We start from the raw sequence: 1926 nt of genomic DNA, 5'->3' as shown, positions 1-1926 counted from the left end.
CCCGTCCGCTCCGTAGTGGTGATTCCGTGCTCCGTCTGGCGCGCGCGCAGTAGCTCTTGTTCCAGAAATTCCAGCGCGTTGCTCACCGCGTAGTCGTGCGCCTCGATGACTGATGGATCCTTGCCAGCCAGCGCCTGGATGCTGACGCTCTTGGGCGGTGAAAACGTCATATCCAGTGCCGCACGCGCCTCAGCATCCATCCTGATCGAGCGCGATAGTTTCACGTCAGGGCCGAAGTCACCGCGCAGCGCGCGCAGAAATTCCTCCTGCTGAATGGCGCCGGTCAATCCGAGCGCGTCAGCCGCTTTGCCTTGCCACTGGGCGGCGGTCCCGTCGCGGCTGTAGTAATCGTCCTTCTGGTCGGCGTAGTAATGCGAGGCCTTTGTGGCAGCGCTCCGATGGATCGATTTCAAAGAGATCATTAGATTTCCAGTACGCGCAGACCGCCATGCAAGGTGACGGTCCGGCGTGAAATGGTTATGCGGCCATGGTCGGATCTTCGGGCAGATCCACCGGCGACCATGATTGGGGGTCGTCAGCTGGCGGCTTTGCCATCCTGTGGGCTCCGGCGCGCTTCGCCTCTACAAACGGGGCATTTCGTACCGCGAAGGTCATTGGTTGTAGAACGAACTTGGCAATCGGCCGATCACCAGCGAAGGCAACCCAGCCGGTTAGATCGGGCAGCGACTGGATTTGCGCAGGCGTCACCACTCGTTCGGTAGAGCGAACCATGCGTTCGCTGGTGTTGCGCGAACTGCCGGGATTACGGCTGTCGGTATACTCCGGCCGCGCCACTTCGTGCTCTCCCAGGGCCTTCGACATCTCTTCGGCCGTTTCTGGATCGGTCTTCGACCCACCAAGCACCACGAGAGAGCGGAAACTAGCGCGAAGGGTCTGCGCTTTATCTGCACCGTAGATGTCCCTAAGCTGGGACACCGCCTGCAGACCGGCCACCACTCCTAGTCCCTGCTTGCGGCCCTTGGTCAAACCGTCTTGGATCGAGGCGAGCTTTTCCAACGACGGGATTTCATCCAGGTAAGTCCACCACCGTCTTTGAAGATCTTCGGGCAGAGAAAGCACCGCTGACAAGAAGACGTCCACCCACGCAGACACGAGCGGTTTTAAGGCCTCCATCATGTCTTCGCGCCACGTGATAAACAGACTGCCCGTGCCAGTGTCCATCCAGTCACGGATGCTGAACTTACCTTGCGGCACACTTACGTGCTCGGCAAGGTACTTGGACAACACGAATCGAGAGCTCGTAAGCGCCTTGCTCGCCTCGGCGGATCCGGCAAACAGCGATTCAGCAAGGGTTCCGGAGAGGAAGGTTCGGAGGTCGTTGTCCGATGCTATGGTGCACCAGCGAAACAGCTCTTCCACGGAGGGCGTGCCTAGCGAATGCAGCTTGCGCGCAGTTTCGCGCAAAAGCAGGCGACCATATTCGTTCCATTCCTCCGCATTAGCGTCCTTCCCGAGGGGTACGATGGAGAGCGCAAGCCGCTTCCAGTCAAAGTCCGCGCGGATCTCGTTGAAGAAGGACCAGCCCTCCGTACGAGCGTCGTATGGATTGAGCAAGACGTCCTCGGCCCGTCCGAATTTGCTGTAAAGGTCCCCGTTTGGATCGACGATGACGCACCGGTTTCCGCGCTTCAGTGCAGAGAAGGCTAGCGCACGCAGTAGGACTGATTTACCACTGCCGGTCGCACCGTTCAGGAGAAGGTGCAAGTTTTCGATACCGGTTGGCATTGGGATGCCTGCGACGTCGATCTGTGCCTTCCCTTTTTCGGTGCACAGTTGAGCGAGCTTTTTTACCGGAACTACTTCGGTGCCGCGTATGTGCTTCTTGTACCCCGCGCCGTCAAAGCCTTCTTTGGTCGAGTATTTTTTGAGCGTGAGCGAGAGTGCCAGGGCCAGAACGAAGCCGAT

The 1926-nt window shown here is 59.0% G+C and carries 2 protein-coding genes; both read right to left on the bottom strand.

Annotation, left to right across the window (positions count from 1 at the left end):
• Positions 1-422: MobF family relaxase (gene mobF, locus WBR68_RS31210; RefSeq protein WP_230696247.1), on the bottom strand; the 422-nt coding region annotated here is incomplete at its 3' end.
• A gap of 55 nt (positions 423-477) precedes the next feature.
• Positions 478-1926 (bottom strand): type IV secretion system DNA-binding domain-containing protein (locus WBR68_RS31205; RefSeq protein WP_230696246.1); only part of this gene is annotated, 1449 nt, incomplete at its 5' end.

Origin of the sequence: Achromobacter sp. JD-1, assembly GCF_038594925.1 — a bacterium.
GTDB classification, from domain to species: Bacteria; Pseudomonadota; Gammaproteobacteria; order Burkholderiales; family Burkholderiaceae_B; genus Achromobacter; species Achromobacter spanius_C.
Note: the sequence above shows the minus strand (reverse complement) of the source record. Positions and strands in the feature narration are given on the sequence as shown.